General features: G+C 60.2%; 38 protein-coding genes. 1 reads left to right on the top strand and 37 read right to left on the bottom strand.

Translation table 11 applies throughout. The features are described 5' to 3' along the window. Positions 1-75: 75 nt before the first annotated feature. From AGR2A_RS18175 to AGR2A_RS18345, 37 genes are all read right to left on the bottom strand, one after another. Complete coding sequence (locus tag AGR2A_RS18175; protein WP_080823263.1) at positions 76-486, bottom strand: hypothetical protein; 411 nt, start codon at positions 484-486, stop codon at positions 76-78. A gap of 9 nt (positions 487-495) precedes the next feature. Beyond that, on the bottom strand, positions 496-1,014 hold the full coding sequence (locus AGR2A_RS18180) for a phage major tail tube protein (RefSeq protein WP_080823264.1): 519 nt from the start codon (positions 1,012-1,014) through the stop codon (positions 496-498). A 9-nt stretch (positions 1,015-1,023) separates the two neighbouring features. Next, positions 1,024-2,298, bottom strand: a complete 1,275-nt coding sequence (locus AGR2A_RS18185) for a phage tail sheath family protein (RefSeq protein ID WP_080823265.1) — start codon at positions 2,296-2,298, stop codon at positions 1,024-1,026. Positions 2,299-2,453: 155 nt separating this feature from the next. Next, a complete protein-coding gene (locus AGR2A_RS18190; protein WP_080823266.1) occupies positions 2,454-3,086 on the bottom strand; it encodes a DUF4376 domain-containing protein in 633 nt (210 codons plus the stop codon). Then, the gene (locus tag AGR2A_RS30130) at positions 3,086-4,165 is read right to left on the bottom strand and encodes a hypothetical protein (RefSeq protein ID WP_286079589.1); all 1,080 of its coding nucleotides are present in this window, start codon (positions 4,163-4,165) and stop codon (positions 3,086-3,088) included. The genes AGR2A_RS18190 and AGR2A_RS30130 overlap by 1 nt, the downstream gene beginning before the upstream one ends. After that, on the bottom strand, positions 4,149-4,322 hold the full coding sequence (locus AGR2A_RS29640; protein WP_167378227.1) for a hypothetical protein: 174 nt from the start codon (positions 4,320-4,322) through the stop codon (positions 4,149-4,151). The genes AGR2A_RS30130 and AGR2A_RS29640 overlap by 17 nt, the downstream gene beginning before the upstream one ends. 9 nt (positions 4,323-4,331) lie before the next feature. Then, the gene (locus AGR2A_RS18200) at positions 4,332-6,596 is read right to left on the bottom strand and encodes a hypothetical protein (protein WP_080823267.1); all 2,265 of its coding nucleotides are present in this window, start codon (positions 6,594-6,596) and stop codon (positions 4,332-4,334) included. A gap of 11 nt (positions 6,597-6,607) precedes the next feature. Continuing rightward, entirely contained in the window at positions 6,608-7,273 is a 666-nt protein-coding gene (locus tag AGR2A_RS18205; RefSeq protein ID WP_080823268.1) for a phage tail protein I, read from the bottom strand. Next, the gene (locus AGR2A_RS18210; protein WP_080823269.1) at positions 7,270-8,208 is read right to left on the bottom strand and encodes a baseplate J/gp47 family protein; all 939 of its coding nucleotides are present in this window, start codon (positions 8,206-8,208) and stop codon (positions 7,270-7,272) included. The genes AGR2A_RS18205 and AGR2A_RS18210 overlap by 4 nt, the downstream gene beginning before the upstream one ends. Then, entirely contained in the window at positions 8,205-8,582 is a 378-nt protein-coding gene (locus AGR2A_RS18215; RefSeq protein WP_080823270.1) for a GPW/gp25 family protein, read from the bottom strand. The genes AGR2A_RS18210 and AGR2A_RS18215 overlap by 4 nt, the downstream gene beginning before the upstream one ends. Before the next feature lie 2 nt (positions 8,583-8,584). Beyond that, a complete protein-coding gene (locus tag AGR2A_RS18220) occupies positions 8,585-8,803 on the bottom strand; it encodes a hypothetical protein (RefSeq protein WP_080823271.1) in 219 nt (72 codons plus the stop codon). 11 nt (positions 8,804-8,814) lie between these two features. Next, the gene (locus AGR2A_RS18225; protein ID WP_080823272.1) at positions 8,815-9,366 is read right to left on the bottom strand and encodes a phage baseplate protein; all 552 of its coding nucleotides are present in this window, start codon (positions 9,364-9,366) and stop codon (positions 8,815-8,817) included. Continuing rightward, positions 9,359-9,880, bottom strand: coding sequence for a hypothetical protein (locus AGR2A_RS18230; protein WP_208617151.1), 522 nt, complete (start codon positions 9,878-9,880; stop codon positions 9,359-9,361). Before AGR2A_RS18230 ends, AGR2A_RS18225 begins: the two co-directional genes overlap by 8 nt. Then, positions 9,877-10,365 (bottom strand): phage virion morphogenesis protein, encoded by a 489-nt coding sequence (locus AGR2A_RS18235; protein WP_080823273.1) that lies wholly within the window; start codon positions 10,363-10,365, stop codon positions 9,877-9,879. The genes AGR2A_RS18230 and AGR2A_RS18235 overlap by 4 nt, the downstream gene beginning before the upstream one ends. Then, entirely contained in the window at positions 10,362-10,781 is a 420-nt protein-coding gene (locus tag AGR2A_RS18240; protein ID WP_052817227.1) for a gp436 family protein, read from the bottom strand. Before AGR2A_RS18240 ends, AGR2A_RS18235 begins: the two co-directional genes overlap by 4 nt. Before the next feature lie 72 nt (positions 10,782-10,853). Continuing rightward, complete coding sequence (locus AGR2A_RS18245; protein WP_208617152.1) at positions 10,854-11,282, bottom strand: hypothetical protein; 429 nt, start codon at positions 11,280-11,282, stop codon at positions 10,854-10,856. A 70-nt stretch (positions 11,283-11,352) separates the two neighbouring features. After that, positions 11,353-12,330, bottom strand: a complete 978-nt coding sequence (locus tag AGR2A_RS18250) for a capsid protein (protein WP_080823274.1) — start codon at positions 12,328-12,330, stop codon at positions 11,353-11,355. A gap of 17 nt (positions 12,331-12,347) precedes the next feature. Beyond that, on the bottom strand, positions 12,348-12,728 hold the full coding sequence (locus AGR2A_RS18255) for a hypothetical protein (RefSeq protein ID WP_080823275.1): 381 nt from the start codon (positions 12,726-12,728) through the stop codon (positions 12,348-12,350). Then, entirely contained in the window at positions 12,725-13,822 is a 1,098-nt protein-coding gene (locus AGR2A_RS18260; RefSeq protein ID WP_080823276.1) for a phage protease, read from the bottom strand. Before AGR2A_RS18260 ends, AGR2A_RS18255 begins: the two co-directional genes overlap by 4 nt. Positions 13,823-14,157: 335 nt before the next feature. Next, complete coding sequence (locus tag AGR2A_RS18265; RefSeq protein WP_080823277.1) at positions 14,158-15,375, bottom strand: phage head morphogenesis protein; 1,218 nt, start codon at positions 15,373-15,375, stop codon at positions 14,158-14,160. Continuing rightward, complete coding sequence (locus AGR2A_RS18270; RefSeq protein ID WP_080823278.1) at positions 15,362-16,981, bottom strand: DUF935 domain-containing protein; 1,620 nt, start codon at positions 16,979-16,981, stop codon at positions 15,362-15,364. The genes AGR2A_RS18265 and AGR2A_RS18270 overlap by 14 nt, the downstream gene beginning before the upstream one ends. After that, the gene (locus AGR2A_RS18275) at positions 16,981-18,507 is read right to left on the bottom strand and encodes a hypothetical protein (RefSeq protein ID WP_286079596.1); all 1,527 of its coding nucleotides are present in this window, start codon (positions 18,505-18,507) and stop codon (positions 16,981-16,983) included. Before AGR2A_RS18275 ends, AGR2A_RS18270 begins: the two co-directional genes overlap by 1 nt. 136 nt (positions 18,508-18,643) lie before the next feature. Continuing rightward, the gene (locus AGR2A_RS29645) at positions 18,644-18,820 is read right to left on the bottom strand and encodes a hypothetical protein (protein ID WP_167378228.1); all 177 of its coding nucleotides are present in this window, start codon (positions 18,818-18,820) and stop codon (positions 18,644-18,646) included. After that, positions 18,817-19,452: a DUF3486 family protein gene (locus tag AGR2A_RS18280; protein WP_080823279.1), complete on the bottom strand. Its 636-nt coding sequence runs from the start codon at positions 19,450-19,452 to the stop codon at positions 18,817-18,819. The genes AGR2A_RS29645 and AGR2A_RS18280 overlap by 4 nt, the downstream gene beginning before the upstream one ends. Further along, positions 19,449-19,763: a VpaChn25_0724 family phage protein gene (locus AGR2A_RS18285; protein WP_052817246.1), complete on the bottom strand. Its 315-nt coding sequence runs from the start codon at positions 19,761-19,763 to the stop codon at positions 19,449-19,451. Before AGR2A_RS18285 ends, AGR2A_RS18280 begins: the two co-directional genes overlap by 4 nt. After that, positions 19,756-20,115: a DUF2730 family protein gene (locus AGR2A_RS18290; protein WP_080823280.1), complete on the bottom strand. Its 360-nt coding sequence runs from the start codon at positions 20,113-20,115 to the stop codon at positions 19,756-19,758. Before AGR2A_RS18290 ends, AGR2A_RS18285 begins: the two co-directional genes overlap by 8 nt. After that, a complete protein-coding gene (locus AGR2A_RS18295) occupies positions 20,112-20,333 on the bottom strand; it encodes a TraR/DksA C4-type zinc finger protein (protein WP_080823281.1) in 222 nt (73 codons plus the stop codon). The genes AGR2A_RS18290 and AGR2A_RS18295 overlap by 4 nt, the downstream gene beginning before the upstream one ends. Further along, positions 20,330-20,863, bottom strand: a complete 534-nt coding sequence (locus tag AGR2A_RS18300) for a hypothetical protein (RefSeq protein WP_080823282.1) — start codon at positions 20,861-20,863, stop codon at positions 20,330-20,332. Before AGR2A_RS18300 ends, AGR2A_RS18295 begins: the two co-directional genes overlap by 4 nt. Position 20,864: 1 nt before the next feature. Beyond that, positions 20,865-21,833: a glycoside hydrolase family protein gene (locus AGR2A_RS18305; protein ID WP_080823283.1), complete on the bottom strand. Its 969-nt coding sequence runs from the start codon at positions 21,831-21,833 to the stop codon at positions 20,865-20,867. A gap of 99 nt (positions 21,834-21,932) precedes the next feature. Beyond that, the gene (locus AGR2A_RS18310; RefSeq protein WP_080823284.1) at positions 21,933-22,325 is read right to left on the bottom strand and encodes a helix-turn-helix domain-containing protein; all 393 of its coding nucleotides are present in this window, start codon (positions 22,323-22,325) and stop codon (positions 21,933-21,935) included. Next, the gene (locus tag AGR2A_RS18315; RefSeq protein WP_080823285.1) at positions 22,315-22,530 is read right to left on the bottom strand and encodes a hypothetical protein; all 216 of its coding nucleotides are present in this window, start codon (positions 22,528-22,530) and stop codon (positions 22,315-22,317) included. The genes AGR2A_RS18310 and AGR2A_RS18315 overlap by 11 nt, the downstream gene beginning before the upstream one ends. Then, a complete protein-coding gene (locus tag AGR2A_RS18320; RefSeq protein ID WP_080823286.1) occupies positions 22,527-22,976 on the bottom strand; it encodes a hypothetical protein in 450 nt (149 codons plus the stop codon). The genes AGR2A_RS18315 and AGR2A_RS18320 overlap by 4 nt, the downstream gene beginning before the upstream one ends. Then, positions 22,976-23,626: a regulatory protein GemA gene (locus AGR2A_RS18325; protein ID WP_080823287.1), complete on the bottom strand. Its 651-nt coding sequence runs from the start codon at positions 23,624-23,626 to the stop codon at positions 22,976-22,978. Before AGR2A_RS18325 ends, AGR2A_RS18320 begins: the two co-directional genes overlap by 1 nt. Further along, positions 23,623-24,201 (bottom strand): MT-A70 family methyltransferase, encoded by a 579-nt coding sequence (locus AGR2A_RS18330; RefSeq protein WP_080823288.1) that lies wholly within the window; start codon positions 24,199-24,201, stop codon positions 23,623-23,625. The genes AGR2A_RS18325 and AGR2A_RS18330 overlap by 4 nt, the downstream gene beginning before the upstream one ends. Next, complete coding sequence (locus tag AGR2A_RS18335) at positions 24,198-24,446, bottom strand: hypothetical protein (RefSeq protein ID WP_080823289.1); 249 nt, start codon at positions 24,444-24,446, stop codon at positions 24,198-24,200. Before AGR2A_RS18335 ends, AGR2A_RS18330 begins: the two co-directional genes overlap by 4 nt. Then, on the bottom strand, positions 24,443-24,694 hold the full coding sequence (locus tag AGR2A_RS18340; RefSeq protein WP_080823290.1) for a hypothetical protein: 252 nt from the start codon (positions 24,692-24,694) through the stop codon (positions 24,443-24,445). The genes AGR2A_RS18335 and AGR2A_RS18340 overlap by 4 nt, the downstream gene beginning before the upstream one ends. Further along, a complete protein-coding gene (locus AGR2A_RS18345; RefSeq protein ID WP_080823291.1) occupies positions 24,684-24,887 on the bottom strand; it encodes a hypothetical protein in 204 nt (67 codons plus the stop codon). Before AGR2A_RS18345 ends, AGR2A_RS18340 begins: the two co-directional genes overlap by 11 nt. Before the next feature lie 101 nt (positions 24,888-24,988). Here AGR2A_RS18345 and AGR2A_RS18350 point away from each other — a divergent pair, with 101 nt between their 5' ends. After that, entirely contained in the window at positions 24,989-25,756 is a 768-nt protein-coding gene (locus tag AGR2A_RS18350) for a hypothetical protein (RefSeq protein WP_080823292.1), read from the top strand. The last annotated feature ends 5 nt before the right edge of the window (positions 25,757-25,761 follow it).

Genomic DNA, 25,761 nt, shown 5'->3' on the forward strand with positions numbered 1-25,761 from the left:
GTTCGGCGCGATAGGAAAGAGCGTCCAGCCAAGGCATCTGTGCGATTTCGGAGGGCTGGAACCTGTAGACGGCCGCTAGGTCTGCGGCGTATTCGAACGCCCGAGGGACCGGAGTGCCGGAAAAAAATCGAGCAGCGCCTTGCCGACGGAGACGAGATCGAGCCAGTCGAGCTGATCGATGAAGGCCGTTTCCTCACGCGACATCGAGGCGACGATGCCGGTCAGGCTGTCGAGGCCATCCGTGGTCAGCAACGTGCTTGAAAGTTCGGTAATAAGCCCGCCTATGTCGACATCATCAATATTCGCCTTGCCGTCGCTCATCAGCTGCGAGGCGAGCTTCGGGCCAATCAGCACGGCGAGCTGCTTGGCGTGAGCGACGTTCGGCCGGTACATCGTGAAACTGTCCCGCTTGGCCGGTTTGCCATCCGCCCCCTCGACAGGGACAGGGACGGCGAGCGAAATTCTGACTTCTTGAACGAGCGACATGGCGAGACCTTATGAAAACAGGATGGAGCGACGGGTGGAGTTGATGGCCTGATAGTTCCAGATGTCCCAGCCGCCCTTTTTGAAGCTGAAACGGTGCATCACGCGGCCGTCCCAATATTCAGTGTAAGACCAGATCGACTTGATCTCGTGGTCATAGCCAGTGGCTTTACCGCCCGCCATGGACTCGCCTTCGACCTTGGAAAGACGGCCGGTTACGTCAATGGAGTGCTCATGCTCCGTGCCGTCTTCCTCGGAGATTACCAGCTTCTTGCCGGTCCAGTTCTGACGGACACCGGCAGGGCCGCCGAACAGGGCAAGCGTTTCCGGCGTGTGGCTCTTCAGCTTGAACGGCATCGTGAGCGCCTTGATGCCGAGGCCGGTGATGTCCAGTTCCATGTCCGAGCCACCCGGCTGGAAGGTTTCGGTGATCTCTTCCAGCGCTGGCAGCTTCAGCGTCTCGATGTCGAGCGCGAGATTGATGTTGTCGTTAACGTTGAGCGTGAAGCCCCGGATGATGCGCAGTGTCATGGTGGCCCCTTATGCGGCGGAGAGATAATCGGCGATCGTGCCGCCGAACTCGGCAGTCACACGACGCTGGATTTCGTTGGCGAGGGTGTCGAAGTAAGCCTCGTTACGGCGCGAGCCGAAGATCAGGTCTTCCAGCGGCGGCGTCTCTTCGGCATCAAACTCGACGCGAAGCTTGCCGAGGCGCAGGTTCGCATTGCCATTCATTGCCCGGTCCCAATAGACGCGGCCACCAAGGATGGCGCCAACGGCCTGCATGCTGTCGAGCAGGTCCTGCAGGCTGCGCATCACGGCGATGACATGCTGCGCGGTCAGGTTTTCATCGTTGGCCCATGGCCGGAAGCCGTTGATGATGGCCTTCTCGATCGTGGCGCGGGTGCGGACCACGTTGACGAACTGCCAGAGGGTGTCGGTGGAGGCAGTACGGTTGCCCCACAGAATGCGACCGTTCGTGGCGAACTGGCCGTTCGCGCCCTGCGAAAGCCGGGACGGGATGAAGGTGGCAATACCGTTCTGGTTGAGGTGGTTTGCCTCATGATCGATCTCGCCGTCGAAATAGGTAATCGGCCGTGCCGTGCCAAGAATGCCCTTGACCTCTTGGTTCGATGGCGACCAGTACGCACCGCCTTTCTTCTTGTCGCGCTTCACGAACATGGCGGCTGCGAAGGGCGACGCGGGCTTCGTAACGATCGTCGCCCCCGACGCGACCCGCACAAACGGGTCAACCAGATAGGTGTAGCGGGAGGAAAAATCGGCGCGGAATGCGAGGCTTGTGGCCGCATCAGGACCGCCCGTATCGAGGATGGCGATCGCTTTCAGCTTTTCGGAAACCTGCTCCAGCGCGTCGGCGAGTGGGTTCTTGGCGTTTTCGATCCGGCCGGAAGAATAGCCGGGCGCGATCACGAGACCCGGCTCGACGCCGACATGGCCACGCGCAAAGGAAAGGGCGTGAACGCCGGTCATGGAAGCGGCAGAACCCTGCAGCTTGGCACGGGTGGCCTCTGGCGTCTGACCTTCCTCGCAACGGACGAATACGCACTGCGCCTCGATACCCTGCGCCCGGACGGCATTAATTATGTCGATCGCCGTGCCGGTGGTACCGAGAGCGGCCACCTTGTCGGCCTCGTGGGTGTAGAAAGCCACCGGCTCATCGTAGGGGAAAAGCGTGTTGGACGCGTCAGGCGCAATGACGGCCGCGCCGATCGCGGAGCTGTCGGCCGTCTCAAGCGGCCTGCTTTCGCTGCCAGCATCAATTACGCGGACGCCGTGGTTAAAATCGAGTGCCATAAGCCGTCTCCAAAGGTCGAATTGGAGACAAACTAGGTTTTCGAAAGATAAGCGAAGAGCCTGACACTGTCAGTCCGACAAAGAAAAAGGGCGGTTTGAAACCGCCCTCGAAGCCTATTTAATGACCTATTTCGGGAGGTCTGTCTACTTGGCTTCTACGGCCAGTAGCTTGCAGCGGCGTAGTCGGCTGGGATTGGGTTCATGTCCTTCAGATCGCGAGCTGCGAAGATATGAGCCTGCTTGTGGCCGAGCGCGGCATATCCAAAGCGCATAACCGTTTGCGCATCCATCGGCTGGGTCGTATTGTCCGCCGCGATCCACCTGAATTCAGGTGGCGCATTAGGGTCCAGCAGGCGCTGCCATCCTAAATCACCGGGCGCGGCTCCGAGAGCAACCGCGTCAGTTGCCGCCTTCACCGCCCCAGCGATATTTTCCCGGTCTTCCGGGCGGGACTGGTAAAGAACGCCGTCGAATACGAAACCCGCCTCAATGCGGCGGTCTCGCTCGATATCGACATCGAGCGCAGCCACCCCGCGAAGCGCTACCAGCTCGGGGGTGTAGGTGGCCGCCAGCGCCTCGATTTCGGCGGGGGTCGGCTTCTCTGCCGCCAAATCCCATTTAACGATGATGGCCGTACTGGTCCTGTCTGGACTGTTCGGCTTCACCTTGTGGGCGCACCAGAAGTCAACGCCATGGATTGCAGCAGGATGAAGCTTGCGGATCAGAAAAGCCAGTTCGTCTGATGACAGATCGTAGGGCAATCCCTCAGTGCTGTAAGGGTCGGTCATCAGTTATTCCTCAACAGTTCGGCACGCAGGTTGATGACGTTCGTACCGTTCGAGCTGCGCAGCCCGACTAGAACGTAAGGCGCTGGAGCATCCGTAGTGCGGGCGTTGTAATTCGGGTCAATTGAGCCGAACTCCCATATTCCCCCCTCGCGCTGGACGCGTGCGCCCCGATCCGCAAAGCGGTCGGACAGCCAGCCGAGATAGGCCGTCCAGAGATTGCCATCGCTGTTGACGCGGAAAAGATGAACCCCGTTTCGAAGGAAATCGAACTCCGCGTTGTTCGGCTGTGCGATCATCCGCCAGTTGAAATCACCGCCGTAGCCGTTGGGCGAGAAGTCGATAAGGCACGCGCCATTGGCGGCGGCTCGCATTTCAAGCATGGCCGCATTGGCTGACGGCTGGATAGTCAGTGAGCCGTTGACGACACCGCCAATCAGCCGCAGATAACGCCCATCAAACAAGGTCGTCAGGGCAGTTTTGATGTTGCCCCATGTCGTTTTGAACATGGTGGAAGCACCGGCCGCGACACCGGTGAAGAAATCGCCATCGTCAGGCGTCGCCTTGCCGTTTGCCCCGGCAATGGCTGCACCCACCGTGGCCGTTGTTGTCAGCGCCGGGAGATTGGCCTGCGGTACCTTACTGTCGGGGCCAAGCGGTGCCACCCCATCAGCGACGTTCTTCTGGTCGGCACGCAGATAATCGGCGAGCTTGGTGTCAACAGCCTCCGAAGCATCTTGCATCGCGTCCTGCACGGCCTGTGCCGACGCATACCATGCAGCTTCCTTCCCGCCGAGCTTAAGCGCATTCGGCGCGGACCCGCCGACAATGATCTGGTCAATTTGCTCTTGAGCGAGGGAAATCGATTGCTGCAGGGTTGCGATCTGCGGCGCAACATTGACCTGAATATAGTCGAGTGACGCCTGAACACCCTCTGCCATCAGGCGTTCAAACGATGCTTCAAGTTGTTCGCGGGCGGTCAAACGGGCATCGATGTCTCCCATCGTGGCATTCCACAATGGCCTGTCGATCGGCGTCTTCGGCCACGACGGAATTTGATAGCCGTCAAACCGGTCTGGCATAGTCAAAGACCTCCTCACCTTCCTGCTCGATAATGGCCGCTACCAGCGAACCGCGCATGTTGATTTCGTTCAACGGATAGAATGTGAAACGTCCGCGTTTAACGATGCGCGAAAGTTTCACATCATAGGATTTCTCCGAGTCGATCTTTAAAGCCATGGGAACTCCTTAAAGCGCAGCAATGAAGGCGTCCTGCACGAACGGCACGGACGCGACATTGTTTGTGGCGGCGGCAGGGCGCATGCGGGCGGCATTGGCCGCAGCGCCGAGCGTGTAGGTTGAAAGATAGGTTCGGCGCGCAGGCATCTGCGGATCGATCGTGATTTCGGTGCTGTCCGGGTTGACGACCGTATTTCCGACCATGATAGCGGGCGTGAACGTGTGCCTGTCAGGATCGAAGTAATCCAGCGTGTATTGTGTCTGAATGTGGGTGGTCGAAAACCCGAACGGAAAGCTTTTGCTGACCGCCCGCATGCTGTTGCGGTTCCGGGCAACACGGGAAACCGCTTTCTGATCAAGCTGGATCATAGGCTGCAAGTCAGCCGTACCCATCATAACCATGCGCAATTCCACCGACGCCGGAAGCCCGACAAGCGGGTTAGTCGCTGGATCGCCATCATCCAGTTCCGTCCAGACGGTCGAGCCGGATGGTCGGATTTCCCAACCGAGCGTGCATCCGCCCGGCACCCAACCCGCGAACAACATGTCGATCTGCGTCATGCCGTCCGCGAGGTTCAAAGCCTGCATGGGAATAATCGTGCGAGGGCTACGATAGCGGGCGGCATTGAGCCGGAAGCAGATATCCGTCTCCGTTGACCCTTGAGCAAACGCCCCGTCTGTCGTCAGGAACTGCGTTCCGCCCGTGTACTTGTTCGACCCCGAAATATGCAGCGCATGCGCGCCGGTCGTCACGGTCACGAACGCATAGCGCTTTCCGCTCTCCAGCAACGTGATGGGCAATTCCACCTTATTCCAGCCGACGGTAAGCTCCGCATGTTTCAGCATACCCTGCGCCAACACCGCATCAAAACGCGGCACGCCACCGGTCGTGGTTTCCACGATGAACACATGAACATCGCCGTCGATACCAACGCGAGCAAATGACAGGTCCAGACTTGTGACCTGCATAGGCTGGGCAACCAGAAAAGACTGCGCGCAAATTGAGCCGTTGATGCCAACCTCTTCGGTGACGTACTCCCAATAAGGCTCGCTGTAGATTTCATAGCGCACCTGACGAACGCCATAAGTTTGGTGGCCGGGGCCATAGTTGCCGCCGACATAGACCACTTCAAAGGTCTCGCCGCCGACATTGAGCATCTGTCCCACCCTGGAATCACCGCCGAGGCCAGCCCAACCCGCCGCGTTTTCACATGCGCCCATAGTCGGGCCATAGGTGAGGCGCACGCGGGACGCCTCCTTGCGAACCAGCGTGGTCTCCGTATGCACCAACTGCGAAATGTTGAGCGTGGCATCGAGCGAGGTGTTCGCAATGCGCGTCACCTCGTCAAAGGCAGGCACCATACGGCGACCACGAAAATGAATCTTCGGATCGTCTTCGGCCTGCACTTCAAGCCGCGCCTGCGCTTCGGCCGCGAAACCGAAGCGGACGCCTTCTTCAATACGAGCGAGCCAATCGACATGTGTCATGTCCCAACGGTCGGGAATGAGTGCATCATCGAAAACATAGGCACGCGCCTCGTCCGGCAGATCGACTTTCAGCCGGGCCGCGCCGATATCACGTTGCATCTGGCGAATGATTTCACGGCGGGGAATTTCTGTGAGCTTGGCGGTGATGTTGACGATCTGCGTTTCAATCGTCTCGGTCCTCATGAAGAGGCCGTCCAGATCGACTTCGAGCGCGGCAACGCGGCCTTCCACTTCGAAGAGGGTTTTCACCCGGTCGCCATTGCCCGGCTCTATGGCGTCGATACCGGTCGATTTCAGCAGCACGAACGCGATGCAGGCGTCCGTAGACGCAACGACCGGCTTGGCCGGAACCGGGTTTGCTTCACCCGGCTGCACGATCAGCTCGACAACGCGGCGGATTGTCTTCGGCGTCGTGCGGTTGACGATGACACTGGTTTCCGGATCGTCCGACGTTTCGAACGGGCGGTTTGCCGTGTCGGTGACTTCCTTGCCGCGCAGCAGGATTGCGACCCACCGCTGATCAGATGCGGCGACGGGAATATGAATTTGGAGGTTCACATCCTTTGGTACTTCGTGCGCGTAGACTATTTCTCCGGCCACATAACGTCCCGCCGAAACCGTGATTTCCTGCGCCGATTTGCGCGCCACCGTGAAGGCCGCCCAATGGGCAGGATATCCTATGGCATCTTGCCAAAGTTGGTCCGTGGCGGCCTGCGCCTGCAAACCGATGGCCTCGAAATCTGCGTGATCGGCGATTTCGGCTTCCGCGAAAGAAGTTCTCTGCATGTCTGTTTCCCTCAATCCAGCCGCTTACGGTCCATGTAACCGCCGAAGGCGTGGCTTCCGTCGATAAAGATGTTGTCGTTAAAGGTGATGCCGCGCCGCCATGCGAATGACACGGAATAGAGTGTGTCCGGCGTCTTGGCGGTGAACATGGCGCGCTTGGCGCGGCGGATCGGTTCAAGGTCGACGCTAGTCAGGGCGGCGCGGCCGAAGGCGTTGCGGCCGATCTGGAAGCGATTGCGATGCGCGTTCAGCGAGACCCTGACGAGATAGTGCGCCGTGAACGGCTGGTGCGCGATCGGCGTGCGGTCGATGACGGCGCGACCGAACGTGAACCGGGCCGGATGGGCAATGCGGTCAACAATCTCAGCGTCGACAAATGCGAGATAGCGCTTCAGGCCGACAAGCGTGCCTTTCAGCGCCGCCAGCCGCGAACCGGGATATCGGACGGAACGCCCGGCGCATTGGGCGATCATTTCGCGCTTCCGCTCCTCAGTCCAATCGTCATACCAGAGGTCAACCGAATGATGTGCGGCAAGGTACGGCAGCAGCCGCGCCTCCGTCTTATAGGGGTCCATCAGGTCGGCGAAAGGCACAGCCAGGTCGTCAGACATGCCACCGGCAAGCGCGTATTCAAAAGCCTCGGAATTGGAGGGCAGAAGTGCAACAACGTCCCTCATGCGCGGACCTCCGTCACCACCGTCAACTCAGTCATAACCGGCACAGTGTATGGATCGGGATCGATCGCCACCGGCGAAAGGTCGCGCACCTTGACGATGTTAGCGCCATAAGCAGCGCCCGACAGGAGTCCCTCGGGGATTTCGCCGCCAACGGTGGTCCGCTCGATTGCTGCAGCCGTCACGCGCTTCACGGCCTCGGCCTTCAGCAGATCAGGTGACGGCCCGGTTCCGACAATCTCCAGCACCAACGACACCTGATATTCCCTGCGGGTCGCCGCCATGATGGAAACGCTGATAGCCTCCGGCGTCCGGTCAACATGAAGAACGGCGGCGCGCACTGTCGCGAGTTCGGCCGGGGTGGGTTCGCGGCCGAACGGCCCGATCAGCACCACATCGGTATCGCCGCGACGGCCATGGATCGCCCGGCCGTTGATCCGGGCATCCCACAATCCAAGCGTCCTGTCCTCGGTCTGCGGCCAAGCGGTCCACGCGTCATAGAGGTAACGACCGGAAGAACCGGACGCAGGCGCATCAAGCGAGAGCAGGTAGCGGCGCAGCAACGACGCATCGCCTTCCATGACGGCACCCGTGTTCGCGGTTGCCGGTGTCACGATCTGGCGCTCGACGTTGTTGTCGGCCGCTACCGCATCAAGGTTGGAACCCTTTGCATAGGGCGCAAGCAAGGCACGGAAAGCGTCGTTTACGCGCTGGCGATCAAGAAGGCGCAGATAGGTCCAAGCCTGACCGACGATGTTGGCGCTGTCGGTCTCAAGGTCGAGCGTCTCATAGGTTGGCAGGGTCGGATCAAGCAGGCGCTGCGTTTCCCATACCTGAAGGAAGCGGGCCTTGAACGCGGCAATCATCGCCTCGGCGCTCAACGTCTCGATCGCGTCAGGAACCGGCAGGCGGGAAAGGTCGATAATCTGAAAGCTCATGCGGCCTCCGGCCAAGACGTATTGACGGTTTCATAGACGGACCAGTCGCCGAGGTGGCCACGCGGGAACCAGACACCGGTCAAAATGAAAATGAAGCGGCCGGTGCGCTTGTATTCGACCAGCTCGATCTTCTGCAGGCTGAAACCGGGTTCGCCGCCATCAGGATCATTGAGCGCATCGGCAATCGCCCGATAGGCTGCAAGGATAGTTGTGGCATCGGCATTGCCGTCCTGCAGCTCGCGGAGAACCGAGCCGATATGACGGCGAAGGACGCGGCTTCCTAACCGTGTCGTCAGGCACTTCCTGATCGACTGGACGCAATGCTTCCAGCCGAGCAGCATCTTGCCTGTCCTCGCGTCGATACCGGCCCGCATGGTTACTCCTTCACAGCCTTGGCTTTGGCTGCGGGCGTGGTTTCGGTTCCACCTGCAGGCGGTTCCGTCTTCGTACCCGGCTCCTCGATCTCACCCGCGATCAGCGGATAAGCCGCCTGTTCGTCGGTCAGCTCGATGGGTTTGCCGACGCCGGGCGAACGGACGCCCGCGACAAAAAGCCCGGCTCTGGCAGTGACGGTGAAAGTCTTTTTAGAGGTCATTAAAGGCTCCTTTATTCGTTGGGTTCGTAGGTGTTTTCGCCACCCCTTCGGATGCCGCCATGGTTATGGGTGTCGCCAACGTTCTTTGCGTTGTGGCGCAGGTGGGTCGAAAGGGCATGGATAGTGTCTTCCGAAAGGGTGATGCTGGAGCCGCCATGCGAAAGCTTCAGGCCCTCTTCCGTCATACGGATTGCGGACCCGGCATAGGTGATTGCCAACTCCTTCGGCGTTCCGGCCGGGTTCTGCGCATCGTCGGTGTGGCTGTCGCGGATCGCGAGCGACTGACTGCCGATCTCGCCGTTCGGAGAGAAGAGCCGCATCGGATCGCCGATCTCGACAGGCATGTTCGTGCCGGTGGCTCCGGCCGCTTCCTGCACCTGCACCCATGGGGAGAGAAACGGTTTCCCGTTGGCACCGACTGCGGCCAGTTCCAGCCGCACGCGGCTGCCCTCGATCTCGGCGACGCGACCGGTCATCTGCGAGGCCACGAGACGGCGGTTGAGATCGTCAATGTTCTTGTAGATGCCGCGAAACTCGCGGACGATAATATCGGCATCAGACATGACCGGCCTCCGGCATATCGATCCGCTCGCCGTTCACCTGGAACTCGGAGATGACAACGCCGTCAGGACCGAACAGGCCGTCGCCGAGCTGGCGGAGCGTCTGGTTCCACTCGACGGACATCACGCCGACGCCGCGCTGTTTGACGGCTGCGGAAATGATCGGCTGGATGACAACAGAAGACGGCGCGGTGAGCTTCGTCATGCCCCAGAGCTGGCCCGGATGAAGAAGCGTGCCGATTGCCTCTGCAGTGTTCCAGCCGTCTTCCTCGCGCTTGGAACCTTCGGTGATGACGAAGGCGACCATGCTCAACGCGGCCTCGGCCTGTCCGTTCGGTTGCCATGCAAGCGGACTGCGCAGGATCGCAAGGCGCACGCCGGGCGCACGGATCATTTCGCGCTCCAGCTCCGACAGGTCGAAGCGACCGAACTGCGCCTCACACGATTTGATGTTCGGCAGGATGCGCTTGATCTCGGTCAGCACCGATTCCCGGAAGGTGATAAGGCGACCGCTCATCGCTGCACCAATCTGGAAAGCCAGTCCTCTGTGGTTTCCACCAGTTCGTTCTGGTTGGCGACGGAAAGGCCGAGATATGGCCGGGCGGGCATTTCGACCTGCTTGACCACGGCGAAATTCACAAAGCCGCCGGAGACCCACCAGAATTTCAGCGCGCTTCCATTCTTGGGCTTGATGATGCCGCCGAGCTGGTGAATGCGGGCATAGACCAGACCGGAACCGATCATGATCGTGGAGGCGTCGGCGATATAGTCGATCGAACGCGAAAGCGCGCCTGAAGCAAACAGGATACTGGTTCCCTGATTGTTGCGAACCCACGGCGCACCGTCCGGCTCGGTCTTTTCGACCTCGATACGATGACGTATCTGGCCCTGCACGAGACGGCCGATGCCTTCGTTCAACTCGCCAAGCGGCGCGTTCTCGATCCCTTCAAGGGCGAAAATCGCTTCCTCATAGCCGACAAGTTCGGTGACGATACCGCTCATGGCAGGCGATCCCGGCCGAACAGACGAGGCCCGGAATAGAAAGCCGCTCCGCTGGATGACAGGCCGTCATCGGTCGGCACCTTCGGCTCGTCAGCGCCAAGACCCGCCTTGCCATCGGCAATGCGCTTCAGCAGCTCGACGGCCTGCTTGTAGCGGTCCTCGATCGTGGTGGTGAGACTGGTGTGGCGGATCGCCAGATAATAGACGGCGATGTTCACGCAGGGCATGACGAGCGCCTGCGGCGTGCCGGGAATGGGCGTGGCATAACGGGCGGAAAGATGGGTGTCGATTTCGCCGCTGGCCTGTTCGACGGCGCGGGCGATGGCAACCTCGGCGTCCACGTCCTCGCGAATAAGGTCCGCGATGAACTCGGAACCCCACAAATCCTCGATATTGGTGCGACTTGCATATGCCATGGAAGATACCCGTTGAAGATGCCCCCGCAGCCGGATTGCTGCGGGAGCTGGTCGCGCCGCTTGGGAGGCGGATCAGATAGCGCCGAGCAACCTGAAGGTTTCGAGATCGGTCTCGGTCACATCGCCGGGCAGGTGTTCACCCGGCGCATAAGTTTTGCCGGAAACGCGGATTTCCTGCTTGGCCTTCGGGCCGGGCGTGGCGGCGGCCGCCGCTCTCGCGTCCGCCTCTGCTTTGGCCTTCTCGTCCGCGTCAGCCTTCGCCTTTTCGTCCGCTTGCGCCTTGGCTTTCGCAGCGGCCTCGGCCTTTGCCTTTTTCTCGGCGTCGGCTTTTTCCTTCGCATCAGCGTCGGCCTTCGCCTTTGCATCGGCTTCCGCCTTCGCTTTCGCAGCAGCTTCCGCCTTGGCCTTTTCCTCTGCCTCGGCCTTTTCCTTCGCTTGAGCGTCAGCCTTTGCCTTTGCGTCCGCTTCTGCCTTGGCCTTCTCTTCTTCAGGAGTTCCCATGTGACTGTCTCCGGTCGGGTTAAACGACCGGCCCCGTAGGGCCGATGATGGTTTCAGGAGAGAAGGCCGATCAGGCGACGGCGTTCTGGATCAGGTAGCCGACGCTCTTGGCGCAGACGAGTTCGCGGACCTTTTCGCCGACACGCACGCGCTTGCCGCCTTCAAGGCCGATATCCTTGTCCTCGATCGAACCGGCGATGCGCTTGCCGTTGGCGGCAGTGAAGCCCCACGTGATGACCGAGCCATCCGCCTGCTTTTTCGTCGGATCGATGTAGAGCAGCGAGATCGACTTGCCCCAGACGCGGCTAAGGTTCACCTGCTGACCCTTGCGGGAGAGGTTCACCTGGGCGACGCCAATCAGGAGGTTCTTGACGTCGATTTCGAAGAGTTCGGCAAACTGCTGTTTGGTGATGGCGCCATCTTCGGTCAGGCCGCCCTTGACGGCCTTGATCAGCTTCGGGTGGCGCTTGACCTTCGACCACGCGGGCTGACCCATGACGATGGTGTTCGGGCGATAAACCAGCGTCTTGTCCATGCCCTCATCAATGACCGCATAAGGATCGGAATTGGCGAAGTCGGAAAACTGCTGGTTTCCCGCCAGAACCAGACGGCGCGCAGCGTCATAGTTGTCCGGGTTCTGAACCACGGCGGCAGCACGCACCTCGCGGCCAAGCTGGACAAGGTTGGTGAGACCTTCCGTCGCCAGTGCCTCGGGATCGATCGTGGATCGCTTCTCGCGCCGCGCCTTCTCGGCTTCCTTGATATCCGAATAGGGAATCGGATCATCAAGGCCGTAGTTGCGGACGCTGCTGTCGCGCTCCTCGCCGGTGAACTCGATGCGACCGGGCTGGCCGGTGCGGCCGACTTCCAGTTCCGGCACGGTGAAGGCTTCGCCAAGCGGGAACTCGGTCCACTTGAAGGTGTCGCCGAGGACATCGACTTCCGGCAGCACGCGATCATAGATCAGCGTGGCGGCCGGATTGCGATATCCGATGGAGATCGCCGTCAGCGTCGGCGAGACCGGAAAGGGTCTGTTGGTAGTGTTCACTTAAAGCGTCCTCGAAGTTAGGCGGGCGTGGAAAGAACGCCGGGCGCGACCTGATAGGGAATGACATCGTCGGCAGAGCCATCCGACATCGCGAAGCCGATGATGCGCACCACTGACCCGGCCACCGGCACGGCCTTAACGGCCTTGGCGTTGGCATTCGAGGTCAGCGGGTCACCAAAGGAGACATTGCCGCCGCAGCGAACCTCGGACCAACCGGTCTGATCGACATCAAGGATGCCTTCAGCCGGAGCGCCGAGCATGGTGGCTGAGCCGATCAGCGGATCGGTCGGGCCAGCCGCAGCGGCGACCTTGCCTTCAGCCGCAGCCTTGACGATGAGATAGCCGGCGATCGCGGCAAGGCCGACACGGAAAGACTTGATGAGAATGGGCGTCGTCATTTCTTCTGGGTCTCCTCGACATGGCGGACGGCCTCGGAGATCGTGACGCTGATGCCGAGTGCGGCCTGATCGTCCTGATACTTGCGGGCAAGCGAGGCGATCACGACCGGGTCGCGGTCATCCTCGGCAGTCCGGGTGTTGACGGTGCGGTTGTCCAGATCGGACGGTGCGCAGATGACCGGCAGGGTCGCGGCAAGAGATTTGAACCGCTCCAGCCCGCCCTTTTCGGCGCACATGGCGCGATAGCCATCGCGGGACGCCGGGGTGATTTTCCCGGCCGCGATCTCCGCGTCGAGAGCGGCGTCGATCTCGCGATCGGCGTCCTTCTTCTGGAGCGCGGCGAGCGCAGTGCGAGTCTGGTCGAGATCGGTTTTCAGGGCCTTGACCTCGGCGGCAGACGTATTCGACTTGACGGACGCAAGCGCCGTTTCGGTCTCTGTCTGCAGCTTGGTGACGGCGGCGGAGATCGCCTCGGCATTGCTGCCGGTCTCGATCTTGAGCAGGCCGCACAGGGCGGAACGCTCATCCTGACGCGCAGTCAGTGCCGCAAGGATCGCCTTTTCATCGGCATCCTCCGCAAGACCGAGCGCCTTGGCAATTGCCTTGGACATCGGTGGATTTTCCTTTTCTTCAGGGGAGACACGGCTCAAGGCCGTCATGACCAGTGCGGGCCGGTTTACGAGGCCAGCACCGTTGAGGCGCAAAATCAGGCCATCAATCGTGTGATCGAAATCGGGGGACAGGAAACGGTATTCCTTGTCGACGATTGCCGCAGATGCCTTGGGCGTCCAATCGACCTTGCCCCAGACACCGCCGTCGCGCTCCTCTACAAGCACGATCCAGCCAGCGGCCGGAGCGGGAATGCCCTGCGGCGCGAGATGGGCCTGACCATGTTCATAGTCGATCGCGAGCGGGCCATCGTTGAGCTTGAAGGCTTCAACGACAATCTGCGGCTGGAGCGTCCAGTTGCGCCCGTCCCGTGCTTTGATCTCGGGACCGGCCGGGAACAGCTCGACCCATTCCGGAGGGGTCTTTCCCTTGGAAGCGGCGATTGCGGCGAGGCTGAAAATTGCGGTTGCGGTTTTTTTCGTCATGGGCGATTAATGCCCTGACGGCGGGAGACCTAAGAGACTGACACTGTCAGTGCTACGCCGATCTTTCCCAAAACCTGATCTGTGATGAAGAATACCCGAACGGCATCAAAATTGAAGCCGGATTGAAAGCCGTACAGGCGATTTCTCGGCCGGGACGATCGATTGAGCGTTTTTGCCCGCGATCGCGTTCTGTGGCCGTTTATTTCAATCCGGTGCCAGCGGAAAGCCCGGCTTGATAATTTCAGGGTTGAGGCGCATATTGATGGCAGGCGCGAGCAAGGTTTACTTGGACGGTTTCACCGGATCAACGAGGGAGTGCCGCCCCTCCGCGCCTTTCAATCCCCCTCGATCAGATTTCCGGCCCGCTTCGCCCGCTCGATGACCTTGTATGTCTCCGCGTAGCTTTTGCGATGGAAGCTGGTCAGCCACCATTCCGAACCGTTTCCGGCCGTCTTCACAGCCAGCCGCCACCAGAAACCCTCAGAGGATTTTCCAAGCAGTGCGACAGCGTTGGTCGAGGCGCTGCGGATAATCGCGGCGGGATTGGTGATGACCTCGATCGCCGCCTCGATGTTGTCGAGATTAAGCCCGCGCTCGGCACGCTCCTGAAGAATATGAGTGAGACTATCCGACGACAGACGAACGACCGAGGTGGATGCGCCGAGCGCCTCGACGGCCGCACCCGGCATCTGCGCAACCGGCAAATAGGATTTCGGCATCTTGCCGCCTGCCATCGCCTGCAGGAGCGGTGAACGAACGATATCGCGGATGGCAATGCGCTGGCGATCGGCGGGCATCGAGCCAAGGCGCTCCTCAAGAAAGCGGGAAACATTCTGGCCGCGATACTTGCCGGGGTTTGTGTCCCAGCCCGGATCGATGCCCACCGGAACCATGCGGGTTTCGCCGGTTCGCTTGTTGACCCATGGCTTCTCGACCAACGGCATGACGGGTGTGTCCTCACGCCAGCCGAGGCGGATCGCCTCGCTGCGCGAGATCTGGCGCACGCCGCACATGCAGCCCCAGCCGTTCGGCGGATAAAGGCGGTTCCATATCGGATCATCCACCGGCGCGACGATCCCGACCCAGCCTTCATGCTCCAGCCGTTTTCGCTCGGCCGTGGATAGGGTATAGACGAGGAACGGCAGAAAATCCTTGTTCCGTTGCGTGCGCTCCCATTCGCCCGCCGCATGCGCCGACATGGTGTTTGCCCAATAGATCGTGCGCAGACGGCGCGGCGAGCCTAGCTGCACGAGCTTCTCCTCGCCAGTCTCCGGGTCGATCGCCAGCGCCTTGCCCCACCAGCCCTTTTGCTGCAGCACCGGCATGAGGTTGCGCTGAAACTCCTCAAACGGCGTCTTGCCGGTGATCGCTTCGGAGATCGCGGAGCGGATATCGTCCAGAATGTCATAACCGGCCGACTTGGCGACAGTGAAGGAAAACGCATGTTCCTCCGGCGCGATATCCCGCCAGTCGAATGTCGGCAGGCTGGCCTTGCCGTCAAAGTAACGGGTGACTTCCTTCGGCGCGGTCTTGAAGAGATCAGCTACGCCCATCGCCGATATCCCCCAAACCTCTGGCCTTCATCTGCAGCTTGGCAAGCCGGTCGGCGAGCGGCCCGGCGTCCATCTTGGCGATCAGGTCATCGAGACCCGCCTCAAGCTGCGCGTAGCTTTTCGACGTTTCAAAGAGCCTTTGAAGCGGCTTTACGAGCGGGTCAAGATCGGTCTCCCATTCCGACAGGGCGTCGTCGGCCAGCGCCTCCAGCTCGGGGCGCTGGTCAGCCGCAACGGCATGAAAGCCGCCGCAATGGGAGCACGGCTGGACACGGGCCTGCGCGCTGTCCTTCGGCTTCAGCGAGTTGTTTTTCTCCGACGCTGGCGGTTCCTCGGGCTTTGGCAGGGCTGTGCCAGGCACAACGGTTTTGAGAAGTTTTTCGTCTTCGTCCGGCTCCTCGAAACCGATACGCTCGCGGACCTTGGACATGGAAACCTCAAGGCCGAGCGGTACCAGCGCCTGCACTGCCTCGACCAACGCTTTGATGTCCTCGTTTTCGGTGATCGGAATGATCATCGTCGGATATTTGTCGCGAGGCCCGAAATTCAGGTCCACGAATGGCCGGATAAGATCGCGGTTTGCCGTCACCGCCGTCTGGCGGGCATCGGCGCGGGCAATATCATGACGGACGTTTTCATGCACGGCCGCCTGACCGAGCGATGAACCGTCATCCGTGGTCATGGTCTGGCCGAGAACACCCTTGGAAATCTGCCGGTCGAGATATTCCGCCTTGGCTGAGAACACGGCATTACCGGTGCCACCCTTGGCCTCGATAAACTCGATCTCCATTTCCTTAGGGATGATGGCTGCAGCGTCCGAGCTGATGTTGCGCACCGCCGTCAGAAGCACGCGCTTCTCGGCATCCTTGGCGTTGCGGCTGTAGCGGCCGACGCGGAGCGGCATGCCGTAGACTTCCAGAAACGCCATCCAGTCCTTGAGCGTATAGCTCTTGTAGAGGAACGCCCATGCCGCCAGCCGGGCGAGACCGGCGCGGATCGGCAGGCCGGACATCAGCTTCGGGCGATGAATCGAGAACTTGAAGGGCGGAAGGTCAGCGCCTTCAATGCTGCTATCCTTCAGGCGCAGCGTGCGGCCGTCACGTTGGTCGATCACGAAATGCCGTTGGTCACGCCACTCGTAGCGTTTCGGCCACCATTCCTTGGCGCTACGATCCCAAATCGTCTCGACAACCGAATAACCTTTGCCCAAGGCGTCGAGCAGGTCGGTCAGATAATCGTCCACGAACTCCGGCTGACCGATCATTTCCCGCACGGCCTCGGCGATCTTCTCATCCTCGGCCGAGTTCGACGCGGCAACGACAAGGGGCGTGATGCCGGTCAGCGCCCGCTTGCGGGTGCCAAGCACGGCCGCATAATGTAGGTCGCGCTCCTCCATGTCCGTTGCGAGCGAAAAGAAGCGGTCGGGATAACCGCGACCTGCCTGCCGCAGGACCTCCGCAAGCGCATGCGGGGTCAGTCCGCTGACAATGGTTTCCTGCCATACAGAGTGAATGCCGCCCACGGTAGGGGCGGCGAATTCATCCTCAAGGGCTGTGGTCGAGATCGGGTTTCCCCACTGGTCGATGATCCGGGGCGGCGTGGCCATCAGTGAAGACCTCCATTCAATGTCGGGATAAGGATGTCTCCGGTCGAAACCGCCTCGAAGAGCTGGACGCCGTCCATGGTGTCCAGTTCCTCGATCGTGGTGTAACCGAAGTATTCAAGTTCGGATCGCGAGGCGAAATAGGCCAAGGCTCCCGCGATCGCGGTGTCGCCGTGGCGATTGAAGCCGTTCGCACCCTTGAAGCGATGACCGTCTGGCACCTTGATGTAACCGCCGCTGACATAGGCGAGCGCCTGATGGTCGGCCAGAACATCGGCATCGAGCGGAAGGACGATTGTCTGGTCGCCGAAGGCCGCGACATAGGCGGTCATTTCGCGGCGATACCATTGTTCGGAGAATTTCACCTCAATGATGCTGGAACCGTATCTCTGGGTCGATTTTTCCGCGAGATAGGAACCATTGCCTCCGGCATCGAGAGCGCCACCGGCAAGGCTTGGGATGCGATCGCAAACATAGAAAAGGATTTCGCGCTGCTGGTCGAACGGCATGTTGTGCAGCTCGACAATGAAGCGGGTGCGCCTGACGAGGTCCTGACCGATCTCCATCACCACGATCGCGGTGGCATCGCCGCTGCGGGCAAAGTCCACACCGAACACATGCTGACGGCGATGGTCGAGCCGCTCCAGAACGGCGATCAGGTTTTCCCTGCACCATTTCAGCGCGTCGGCCGTCCGATCCTCTTCGCTCCAGTTCTTGAAGTCGTCGGTCTGGGCATGGCGCAGGATCGGGATATCCTTCTCCATGCGGCTTTCGATCTGGACGCGGGTGAGCGCTGCCCCCGCCTGATCGGCCGGGATCGCGTCCAGCTCCTGACGCATGGCGCTGAGACGAACGCCATAGGAACCACGGATTTTCTTTTCCCATGCGTCCTGTCCCGCTTGGGTCCACTCTTCGCCCTTGAGCATGCAGACGCGCCGGAACAGGCCGTTCTTGACCGCGAGCGCGAACGGAATGTGATGGACCGAGAACGGGATTTTTCCGGCGTGCGCTTCCCGGATCAGTTCGTTGAACGGATTGAGGACGCCGTTATGGGTTGAGATCACGCGGATTTTGCCGCCCCAGATCAGCAGCGCGTTGACGGCATCGAGGACGCCGCGCACGTCACGGTGATAAGCCGCTTCATCAATGCAGACGGTTCCCTGAAGGCCACGGATGTTCTCCGGCCGCGACGACAGCGCCTCGACACGATAACCCGATCTGAAACGCACCCGGTAGGCGGCGATGTACCGCGTTGAGCCGTCCTTCAGCTCGTCTTCAAACAGGAACTCCTCGATCTGGCCGAGATCGTCGGCGATCGTTTTGGCAAACTTGGCGACATAGCCGATGAATTCGCGGCCCTTGTCCTTGGTATCGCCGATATAGAAATAGTTCTGGCCACCGGCGCTCGGAGCCGATGACGCAATCAGTGTCGCGTCCGTCGCCTCGGCAAAGGTAATGCCGGTGCGTCGGCCCTTTTCGCCGAGCTTCAGATCGGACTCGTCGGCGAGCCACTCGGACTGATGTTTCATCAGCACGCCTTCGGCAAGCGGATCGAGATCGTCTGGCACGTCTGCCCCGCGGGGCAGTTCAGCGGGGAGGTCTGCCAGACTGGCGAGAACGGCCGAACCGTCCCACTTGCCACGCGGCAGGCCGGGCAGCGCGCTATCAGTCACGGCGCACCTCCATGCAGGCAAGGCCGCTTCCCTTGCAGGGCTTGCAGATCACCTTCAGGTCGTAGACGACGCTGGAGATCGTGCCGTCCCGGCGACGGTTGATGCGTTTCACAGCCTGCCCGACGCCACCGCACCGGCTGCACGGCTCTTGGCGGGCAGCTCCTATCATTCCTGCGATCCTCTGGTGGTGACGGTCTCAGGTTCCGTCTTATGCTCCGGCCGCACGCCGAGGAAGTCACGGCGCAGTTGCGCGACCCGCTCGGACGAGAGGCCCATTTCCTTCGAAACCTTGTCGATGACGTTTTCGGCCTTCTTGGAAAACTCGGCCTCGACCTTCTGGCGACGGGCCGTCGAGACGCCCTGCGCACGGCTCGCCGAAAAAAGAGCATCGGCAAGAGCCTTTGCGCCCTTCGGATCAAACCCGGCTTCGCCACCAGCCGTCACCAGTTCGAACACGAGCGTCTTGATGGCCTCGGAAGCGATCAGGGTGAGATCGTCGGAAGCGGCGGCATCGAACTTGCTGGCGAGCGTCGTGGCGATTTCGCGGGTCTGGTTGAGACGCTGCGTCAACGTTGCGAGGCGGATCGAATAGCGATTGAAAGCCGAAAATGAAGGAATGGTGAATTCCAGCTCGCCACGGAATTCTTGGTCGAGCGCCTCAAGCTTGCCGACGAACTCCTCATAGATTTCCGTCTGGGTTCGCTCACGCTTCTGAAGCTCTTCGGCGGCCCATGCGACGATATCGGCGCAGGCTTCGGGCAACAGTTCAATGCCGGAAAGGCGACCGCGACCCATCGTCATTCACCCGGCTCGGAGGGGCGCAGAATGCCCTCAATAGCAATGTCGCGCTGAAGGTGGCGGCGACCACGCTTATTGAGAGTGGCAATCATGACCGTTCCGGCCTTGGTGAGCGTGACCGCATCCCGTTCCGCCAGATACTCCATCTGCTCGTGTATCCAGAGACGCGTTTCCCGAATGGCAAAGCTTGGCATGATTTCTTCGATCATGCTGCTGTCCAAGGAACCATTAACCTGCTCGGCAAGCGCCTTCAGTATAATGAGCCGTGCACGCTCGCGGCGCATCCGCGCCCAATCCACACCGATATCAGACATTGGCCTGTCGCGCCCTTTCCAACAGCAGTTCGTTCATAGCCTCGCCGTTCGCCTTGATCGGCTTGAGGGTTTCGTTGAGGGTGTCGAGACGCCCGTTCACCTTTTCAAGCGCCAGCTCCAGCCGGTGCTGGCTCTCCCGGTCGGGTAGATATTTCATGTCGCTCTCGACCGACTGGATGCGCCGATCATGCTCGATCAGCTTTTTCTCGTGCACTTCAGTCTCGACCTTCAGCGCAGCGACATCATCAGTGAGCTTCTTTTCACCGCTGTTCATCCAGCCCTTGATGTGGCCGAGCAATGCGATCAGGCCCAAGGCGAGACTGACATAGGGGATCATTTCACCGGGGGTCATCGGCGTGCTTTCTGTTCGTGGCGTGTCTGGCACTGGATGCACCGGATTGCGGATGGGAGGGCGATGCGGCGTTCGCGGGGTATGTCGTTTGGGCAATCCTCGCACTGGATGGTGCCGGGACTCCGCAAGGTGCGGGAGGCAGCGGCGATGCCTGCCTCGCGCTCCTGCTCGGCCCGCATGTCGGCCTGTTCAAAAGCAGCATTTCCACCAAAATTCATGGAGTGCGCTTCCAAGTCTTGACGGCTTCGACCGCCTGCTTGCCGAACTCCTTCAGCGTATGGCCGCCCATATAGAGGGAAATGAACCAGCCGGTCAGCGTCATCAGGGTGGTGTTGTCGATCGGGTCGATGTGAACGCCGAAGACGCGCAGAACCGGGAAAAGGAGGAAGGCGCAAATCCACAGAAGCGCCAGCAGATACATCCAGCCCCAGCGCCAAGCGCTTTGCCAGAAGCCCTCGGCCTGCTCGGCCTGGAGGAGCGCGAACTGCCCCTGAAGGCCCTTTTCATAAAGGGCGATCAACTCCGGCATATTGGCGTTGACCTCGCTGACGGCATCGCCGAGTTCGGCCTGATCAACGGAAGGCAGTGCCTCCGGCTCGACACCAAGACGCTCGGCAACCTGATCGACCACGGTACCGGCCAGCGTTCCGGCAAGCCCGCCGACATGCTTTTCCAGCACGCCCTTGACGATGGGAGCGCCGACTTTCGCGGCGGCCCCGATAAGAATGGAGGTGATGGCTGCGCTCATGTCAGAAGCTCCGCAGCCAGTTCGCAAGACGCGGGGCCTTATTGGCAACGCGCACGGCGATGATGTCACGGTACTGGTATGCCTGCCACGCAAGATAGGCGACGGCGATAATGGCAATGCCGCCACCGATCCACGAGGCCATATGATCTGGCACAACGGAGGTCGGATCGGCTGGCGCTGGGGTGGTCACCGTACTGACGGCCTGATCCCCCGCAGCGACCGTGGTGCTGGCAGTGGTCGTTACCGCACCGCTCTTGGCCTTGCGCCGGGCATCCAGCTCGCGCTGCAGGGTGGACAGGGTTGCCCTGCCAATCTTCCCGTCGATCGTGAGATTGTAGGTTTTCTGGAACCCCTCCACCGCCGATCGAAGGATTTTGCCGGTCACGGTACCAGCATCAAAACCGATGTTGGTGAGGCCGGTCCTGACCTCCTCGATTTCCGGTGTCGTCGCGGAAACCACGAAAACCGCAAACCGGGCCGTATCGGCAATGGTCGTGGAAGCCGCCTCGATGTCGGCAGGATACTTGCCGAGCAGGAGGATGTTCGCCTCTTCGCCACGGCGGCGCGTCAGACCACGCAGCACTTTGCCGCCTGCCTTGTTCCAGAGGCCGAGGCGCTGGCGGGCTTCTTCCTTCTTCCCGGCAAGGAAGGATTTCACCCAAGATGCTCTCAGGATCGCGCCAGTGTTCCAATCGAACGAAACGCCCGCATCGATCGCGTAAGGACTGACATTCGCGCCGAGCGCCTTCACCACGCGGGGCAAATAATTGCGGGCGACAGCGAGATCGAACAGCTCATCGCACTTTTCGGAGGTAATCGTCATTCCCGCCTTGGGCGTGATGACACCGGAGGCAGCGGTCAGGCCGGGGCCGATCGTCCACACGCCGACAACGTCACGATAGGCTTTTAGGACGACGCCTTCGTGTCCGTATATGAATTTCCGTCCTTTCGGACTGACGTTGGGAGACATAAAAAAAGCACCTTGAACGGTTCGTTGAAATCCGTTCAAATGTGCTTCAAAGGTTGCGCAATCGCGCCCCTGACACTGTCAGTGCCAGAGATACTTTCTTCAGAAAAGACTGCCCTGATCGTCGTCGCTGTGCTTCATGCGCTTGCGGGCGCGAAATGCTGACCGGACATGCATGCCAGCGGCTGCAGCCGCATCCGGGGCCGACATGCCGTCAGCCAGTGCCTTCACCAATCTTAACCGCTTTGCGGCGTCCTTGGCAATCGGGACCAGAATGCGGTAGCCGGAATCGCCCGCCTTGTAGAAATTGCAGATTTTCGCGGCGGCCTCCATGCCGACCAGCTCCGTCAACCAATGGCCGGGTGCGGCCTTAGCCGGAATATAGGCCACGCGGCCGCCCTGCGCCTGCACGATTGCCCATGCGGCTTCCAGACCGGCAACCTCGGCGATCTCGCGCATGACCACGGGCAGATGGGCGAAACGGTCATCTTCCATGGTTGATCCTGCTCGATATTCTCAGTTGTTCTTCGGTCAAGGCTTTCAGCCGCACTTCCAGCTCTAGGCGTTTGTGTGAAAATCGCGGGAGCTTGGCAGCGCGTGCCGCCAGTTCGTCCCGCTTTGCCTGCAGAACGTCTATCTCCCGCTGCTCCGGCCAGCCGAAGAGCGGCATGACGGTCATGGGAGAGACGTCCCGGTTCATGGCGTCGGTGCCTCCGGTTGCCAGCGGATCAGAACGCCGGTGAACTTCGAGACGCCCGGATGGTTTTTCATCCAGAACAGGCCCATCGTCTCCCGCGCTGTCCGACCATAGAGCTTAGCCGGATAGCTGTTGCCGAGCAGCTCGGGCGCAAAGCCGTCACGGCGGGCGAACGCTTCGACTTCGGTCCGGTGCAGGTGCACACCGCCAATGACGATACTAGCGATCAGCTCATCAATGAGGTCGCTCACCACGATCTCGATCGGTACGACATGCGTGCAGACCGGATCGGCAATGATCTTGCGGCAATACTTGGTGCGCAGGGCCTCGTAGAGCTGGACGCGCTCACCCGGCCGGGCATGACGGGCGCGGTCACCGCGCACCGTCTGCCGCTTGTGGCCGCTCTCGATCTGGCCGCTGAAGAAGGATTTGAAGCCGTAGGCGACCATCAGGAAGTCGCCTTCATCTTCGGAGCGCGGCGGCCGCGAATAAGCTTGCCGTAGTAGTCCATGACCGTGATCCATTCCTTGTCGGTCACGGCGCGATACGTGATTTCCTGATCGAGAATGCCGGTCACCGAAGGCCAGAAGCCATCGCAGAGCATGGATTTCAGCATGGCGTGCTGCGCGATCGCGATCTTGTAACCGTAACGCATGGTGTACGCTTCGCAGGGCTTGCGATCCGCCCATACCACACCGGCCTCGCGGGCAATCCAGCTTTTCAGGGCTTCGACAACCGCCCTGGCATCGTCGGCATTGTTGACCCACCGGCCGCTATCGAGACCGGTCTGGCGCTTAACGAACGCCTCCAGCGCCCAGTCTTCGCGGTCCTCGATTATGCCGAGATTGTAGGCTGCAATCCACAGCGACTGCATCTTCGGCGCATAGCGGCCGTCGAGGCGACGGCGACCATTGCGGCGCACGGCCACCGGCTTGTAGCCGAGGCGGCGCAGTTCTTTCATGACGGCGTCTTGCTGTGGGGCCGTCATCAGCGAGAGGCGCGACTGTCCTGTCACACGAGAGTAAATCTCGCGCTGCGCGTCTTCCTCAGTGATACCGAGCTGGCGGAAACCGCCGAAAATTGCACGTTGAATGCTCATGCTGCTTCTCCAAATTTTCCGGCTTCATCACCCCACACTGTCCAGCCCTTGCGGTTGGTCCGGCTGAAAAGCTCAAGCCGCCGGGCGTTCGGCATCAGCTTTTCAGCATGCCGGTAGCCTTCCTCGGGTTTGCGGGAGTGGCCACGGACCACTCCGCGAAATGACGAGCGGACGGACTTCGTGGTCTTTGGGTTGCCGCGCTTGCCGATGAGGAAGGGTTCGTTGGACGTGCGTAGTACGTAACCCGGCCCAAATGCCTGCTTTCCGTTCTTCGTGATCTTTTCCCAAGAACCTGCCGTGACGAATTCGAAGCCCCAATCGATCAAAACCTCGTAGGCCTGAAACAACATGGGATTGGTGGCATAGAGCCAAAGCAGGCAGTTTTCCGATGCGAGATCGAGAACCGGCATGGCTTTGATCTTATCCAGCGGCATGCACTGGTAGTGAGCCTGCGCGGATTTGCCTTCGCCTTTTTCCGATCGCAATTTGTAAAGCCACGCTGGATCGGCCATGATGAAATCGAAGGAAAACGGCGGCAGGTCACCAAAACACCAGACGTCAGGGAACAGTCTCACTGGATCGACCCTCCGCTGTAAGGACGGTCGCCATTCTCGCGGGCGTAGTGAACAGTCTCCCGAAGGGTGCTCGCCCAAAACTGTGCGTTACCGACGGGATCGTCAGACTGGCCGATCGCATGCGAAATGATGGATACCATCGCGGTTATGACGTTGTCGGCGCTGTGGGGCTGGATGACACCGATGATCTTCAGTGCAATTGCTACCTGCTCATCTGAAAGGGCGTGGTTCTCGATATCGGTCATTCGCAAATCTCGCTGATCTCGGTGGTGGTGAAGGTGGCTTTGAAGACCGGCACGAAAAAGCGCACGTAGACGAACTGGACAGACCAGCCCCGGCCTTGCGCTTTTTCCCATGTCTCGCGTTTGCGGTATTTGGTTGCGATCGCCTTCGCGGCGGTCGCGGCCCAAGTTTTCGGCTGAAGTTTTCCCGATGGGGAGCAAAGCACGTAGCCCTTGGTGAAGGCCGCAGGGATTTGCCGCTTACTCGTCATAGGCGACAAACTCCAACTCGGCCGGATGGCAATTGCTGTAATGCTTGTCGCCTTGGAAATGCACCTTGACATAGTGCCGGTGCTCGCGGCCTTCCGGCTTGATCTTGCCGTAGCGGGCGGTCACTGTGTGCCGCACTAGACGGTTCACGGCGATTTCGATGCCGTAATAACTGCGGATATAGTCATAGCTCATGCCACGAACTCCGGTTGTCCGCTTTTCAGCCAACCGAGAAAATGCCAAGTCTTTGCGGGGACGAATGATTGTTCCCTTGATGTTGGCAAAGCGAGACTAAAGTGGCGAACAAGAGTAGCGAAGTTAGTTTTACAGGCTTGATAGGTGTCGTTGTCGTTGCCTTGATTTTCGGTGTGATCTACTTCACCGGGCCAGTGAAGCCGTCCGTACTTGACCAAATGCTGGAATATCTCCCGAAAACGCTCGCTGGAAAAACCGAGCCACCTATCCGTCGCTGGCTTTACGATTTTCAAGGGCTTGTGGGCGGCCTGCTTGCCTTGGCTGCTGGTGCCATTACCATCTTCCAGATGAGGTTGACGGATCGAGACGCCGCAGTCCGGCACGACGAGGCGATGGCGCTCGCTCGTGAAGCAAATAGAAACGCCATCGAGCGGGCATTGAACCCAACTCTCGCGAGCCTCACGTCGGTCAAGAAGTACCTTGACGAAACTGAAAAGGCCGTGCGCTCGAAGAATACCTTCGAATTGCAAACGGAGGAGATTCGCAGCAGATCTTGGCTCCTCGCTTATGTTCATGATGATCTGCTCGAAGCTTTTAACCGGGAGCAGTTTGTGGTCGGCAGCGCGCTTTTCCCCGGTAAACTTGCTTACAAAATCACGTTCCTTAAAAAACTTGTTGGAGATAACTTGGATTTGGTTCGTCTCATAGACAAGCAATTTGGACGCGGGGTACATCCCGCATCCGCCTTTCAGGCGAAGATGCTTCTTTCCGAATACTATGGACCGTTTTTCGAGATCGCTGGAATTCTGCCCGACATTGTCAGCATGTTGCGGGATGTAGCAGAAAGGCACAAGGTTGAGATTGAATAGCTTCG

This window comes from Agrobacterium genomosp. 2 str. CFBP 5494 (genome assembly GCF_900013495.1).
Classification (GTDB): Bacteria; Pseudomonadota; Alphaproteobacteria; order Rhizobiales; family Rhizobiaceae; genus Agrobacterium; species Agrobacterium pusense.

Bases quoted from the DNA above. Each gene is read 5' to 3' on its own strand.
- AGR2A_RS18305 (WP_080823283.1), bottom strand. From the start codon at position 21,833: ATGTCTCCCAACGTCAGTCCGAAAGGACGGAAATTCATATACGGACAC.
- AGR2A_RS18345 (WP_080823291.1), bottom strand. From the start codon at position 24,887: ATGAGCTATGACTATATCCGCAGTTATTACGGCATCGAAATCGCCGTG.
- AGR2A_RS18185 (WP_080823265.1), bottom strand. From the start codon at position 2,298: ATGGCACTCGATTTTAACCACGGCGTCCGCGTAATTGATGCTGGCAGC.
- AGR2A_RS18235 (WP_080823273.1), bottom strand. From the start codon at position 10,365: ATGAGCGGTATCGTCACCGAACTTGTCGGCTATGAGGAAGCGATTTTC.
- AGR2A_RS18245 (WP_208617152.1), bottom strand. From the start codon at position 11,282: ATGGGAACTCCTGAAGAAGAGAAGGCCAAGGCAGAAGCGGACGCAAAG.
- AGR2A_RS18315 (WP_080823285.1), bottom strand. From the start codon at position 22,530: ATGAACCGGGACGTCTCTCCCATGACCGTCATGCCGCTCTTCGGCTGG.
- AGR2A_RS18300 (WP_080823282.1), bottom strand. From the start codon at position 20,863: ATGAGCGCAGCCATCACCTCCATTCTTATCGGGGCCGCCGCGAAAGTC.
- AGR2A_RS18255 (WP_080823275.1), bottom strand. From the start codon at position 12,728: ATGACGACGCCCATTCTCATCAAGTCTTTCCGTGTCGGCCTTGCCGCG.
- AGR2A_RS18175 (WP_080823263.1), bottom strand. From the start codon at position 486: ATGTCGCTCGTTCAAGAAGTCAGAATTTCGCTCGCCGTCCCTGTCCCT.
- AGR2A_RS18230 (WP_208617151.1), bottom strand. From the start codon at position 9,880: ATGAGCGGTCGCCTTATCACCTTCCGGGAATCGGTGCTGACCGAGATC.
- AGR2A_RS18240 (WP_052817227.1), bottom strand. From the start codon at position 10,781: ATGGCATATGCAAGTCGCACCAATATCGAGGATTTGTGGGGTTCCGAG.
- AGR2A_RS18310 (WP_080823284.1), bottom strand. From the start codon at position 22,325: ATGGAAGATGACCGTTTCGCCCATCTGCCCGTGGTCATGCGCGAGATC.
- AGR2A_RS18320 (WP_080823286.1), bottom strand. From the start codon at position 22,976: ATGGTCGCCTACGGCTTCAAATCCTTCTTCAGCGGCCAGATCGAGAGC.
- AGR2A_RS18265 (WP_080823277.1), bottom strand. From the start codon at position 15,375: ATGGGCGTAGCTGATCTCTTCAAGACCGCGCCGAAGGAAGTCACCCGT.
- AGR2A_RS18210 (WP_080823269.1), bottom strand. From the start codon at position 8,208: ATGAGCTTTCAGATTATCGACCTTTCCCGCCTGCCGGTTCCTGACGCG.
- AGR2A_RS18340 (WP_080823290.1), bottom strand. From the start codon at position 24,694: ATGACGAGTAAGCGGCAAATCCCTGCGGCCTTCACCAAGGGCTACGTG.
- AGR2A_RS30130 (WP_286079589.1), bottom strand. From the start codon at position 4,165: ATGCCAGACCGGTTTGACGGCTATCAAATTCCGTCGTGGCCGAAGACG.
- AGR2A_RS18280 (WP_080823279.1), bottom strand. From the start codon at position 19,452: ATGACGATGGGTCGCGGTCGCCTTTCCGGCATTGAACTGTTGCCCGAA.
- AGR2A_RS18335 (WP_080823289.1), bottom strand. From the start codon at position 24,446: ATGACCGATATCGAGAACCACGCCCTTTCAGATGAGCAGGTAGCAATT.
- AGR2A_RS18220 (WP_080823271.1), bottom strand. From the start codon at position 8,803: ATGACCTCTAAAAAGACTTTCACCGTCACTGCCAGAGCCGGGCTTTTT.
- AGR2A_RS18225 (WP_080823272.1), bottom strand. From the start codon at position 9,366: ATGTCTGATGCCGATATTATCGTCCGCGAGTTTCGCGGCATCTACAAG.
- AGR2A_RS18290 (WP_080823280.1), bottom strand. From the start codon at position 20,115: ATGACCCCCGGTGAAATGATCCCCTATGTCAGTCTCGCCTTGGGCCTG.
- AGR2A_RS18285 (WP_052817246.1), bottom strand. From the start codon at position 19,763: ATGTCTGATATCGGTGTGGATTGGGCGCGGATGCGCCGCGAGCGTGCA.
- AGR2A_RS18205 (WP_080823268.1), bottom strand. From the start codon at position 7,273: ATGAGGGACGTTGTTGCACTTCTGCCCTCCAATTCCGAGGCTTTTGAA.
- AGR2A_RS18180 (WP_080823264.1), bottom strand. From the start codon at position 1,014: ATGACACTGCGCATCATCCGGGGCTTCACGCTCAACGTTAACGACAAC.
- AGR2A_RS18190 (WP_080823266.1), bottom strand. From the start codon at position 3,086: ATGACCGACCCTTACAGCACTGAGGGATTGCCCTACGATCTGTCATCA.
- AGR2A_RS18325 (WP_080823287.1), bottom strand. From the start codon at position 23,626: ATGAGCATTCAACGTGCAATTTTCGGCGGTTTCCGCCAGCTCGGTATC.
- AGR2A_RS18215 (WP_080823270.1), bottom strand. From the start codon at position 8,582: ATGCGGGCCGGTATCGACGCGAGGACAGGCAAGATGCTGCTCGGCTGG.
- AGR2A_RS18275 (WP_286079596.1), bottom strand. From the start codon at position 18,507: ATGAAACATCAGTCCGAGTGGCTCGCCGACGAGTCCGATCTGAAGCTC.
- AGR2A_RS18200 (WP_080823267.1), bottom strand. From the start codon at position 6,596: ATGCAGAGAACTTCTTTCGCGGAAGCCGAAATCGCCGATCACGCAGAT.
- AGR2A_RS18295 (WP_080823281.1), bottom strand. From the start codon at position 20,333: ATGAATTTTGGTGGAAATGCTGCTTTTGAACAGGCCGACATGCGGGCC.
- AGR2A_RS29640 (WP_167378227.1), bottom strand. From the start codon at position 4,322: ATGGCTTTAAAGATCGACTCGGAGAAATCCTATGATGTGAAACTTTCG.
- AGR2A_RS18270 (WP_080823278.1), bottom strand. From the start codon at position 16,981: ATGGCCACGCCGCCCCGGATCATCGACCAGTGGGGAAACCCGATCTCG.
- AGR2A_RS18260 (WP_080823276.1), bottom strand. From the start codon at position 13,822: ATGACGAAAAAAACCGCAACCGCAATTTTCAGCCTCGCCGCAATCGCC.
- AGR2A_RS29645 (WP_167378228.1), bottom strand. From the start codon at position 18,820: ATGATAGGAGCTGCCCGCCAAGAGCCGTGCAGCCGGTGCGGTGGCGTC.